The 1,417-nt window shown below is 67.8% G+C and carries 2 protein-coding genes; both read left to right on the forward strand.

The annotated features are described in order from the left end of the window. Nucleotides 1-82 precede the first annotated feature (82 nt). Nucleotides 83-889 (forward strand): amino acid--tRNA ligase-related protein, encoded by an 807-nt coding sequence (locus ACWDNU_RS45775; RefSeq protein ID WP_449673438.1) that lies wholly within the window; start codon nucleotides 83-85, stop codon nucleotides 887-889. A gap of 167 nt (nucleotides 890-1,056) precedes the next feature. Beyond that, complete coding sequence (locus tag ACWDNU_RS45780) at nucleotides 1,057-1,407, forward strand: hypothetical protein (RefSeq protein WP_449673439.1); 351 nt, start codon at nucleotides 1,057-1,059, stop codon at nucleotides 1,405-1,407. The last annotated feature ends 10 nt before the right edge of the window (nucleotides 1,408-1,417 follow it).

A 1,417-nucleotide genomic window follows, 5' to 3' on the forward strand; every position in this document is an offset into this window, starting at 1 on the left:
AAGTACCGGAGGGATGGGTGAGGCACGTGGAGCTCGTCGGCGTGGTCGGCTGCGGCCAGATGGGGGCGGGGATCGCCGAGGTGTGCGCCCGGGCCTCAAGCGGCTGTGCGTCGGCGGCATGGAGAAGGTCTTCGAGCTCGGCCGCACCTTCCGCAACGAGGGCGTCGACTTCAGCCACAATCCCGAGTTCACGATCCTGGAAGCCTATGAGGCGCACAGCGATTACCTGCGGATGATGCAGCTGTGCCGGCGGCTGATCCAGGACGCGGCGATGGCGGCCAACGGCGCCGAGGTGGCGCTGCGCCCGAACGACGAGGGCGGGTTCGACGCCGTCGACATCTCCGGCGAGTGGCGGGTGAAGACGGTGCACGGCGCGGTCTCGGAGGCGATCGGCACCGAGATCACCACCCGCACCGAGCTGGCCCGGCTGCGCGAGCTGTGCGACGAGGCGGGCATCGCCTACCAGCACGGCTGGGACGCGGGCCAGGTGGTGCTGGAGATGTACGAGCACCTGGTGGAATCGCAGACCACCGACCCCACCTTCTACTGCGACTTCCCCACCTCGGTCTCGCCGCTGACCCGCTCGCACCGCAGCATCGACGGCGTCACCGAGCGCTGGGACCTGGTCGCCTGGGGCGTCGAATTGGGCACCGCCTACAGCGAACTCACCGACCCGGTCGAACAGCGGCGCCGGCTCACCGAACAGTCGATGCTGGCGGCGGGCGGCGATCCGGAGGCGATGGAGCTCGACGAGGACTTCCTGCAGGCGCTCGAACACGCGATGCCGCCCACCGGCGGCCTCGGCATGGGCGTGGACCGGGTGGTCATGTTGATCACCGGCCGCAGCATCCGCGAGACGCTGCCGTTCCCGTTGGTGAAACCGCGGTGATTCGGGGTACACCGTTACTCGTGTAAACGAATCGTGGCCGCGCCGCGATGAACAACTACTCCGGGACGCCGCGAGGCTTTCGCATCGAAAGCCGCACCCACGGCGCTAGTCTCGGAGTTCCGGCACCGGGAGGATGCCGGGCCAACGACCTATCGGGATGGGAACACATGTATCTGGATCTGCTGACCACGGCCGCCCTCGTCGACCCGCACATGCTCACGAGCAGCTTCGACACCCTGGCGAGTTCGGACACGGTCAACACCGCGCTGGAGCTGGCGGCCAAGAAGAAAAAGAAGAGCAGCTCCGGCCTGATCATCGGCGGTATCTGCTGCCTGCTGATCGTCGTGCTCATCATCGGTGGCATCTTCCTGCTCAAGAACAAGAAGAAGGACAACGGCCAGCCGCCCGCCCAGCCGCCCTACGGCGGTCCCCAGGGTGGTCAGCCGCCGTACGGTCAGCCGCCCTACGGCCAGGGGACGAGGCGCGGGTCACCCAAGGCACCGGCAACCCGGGCTTAACGGGGCCCAT

Source organism: Amycolatopsis sp. NPDC003676 (genome assembly GCF_053587275.1).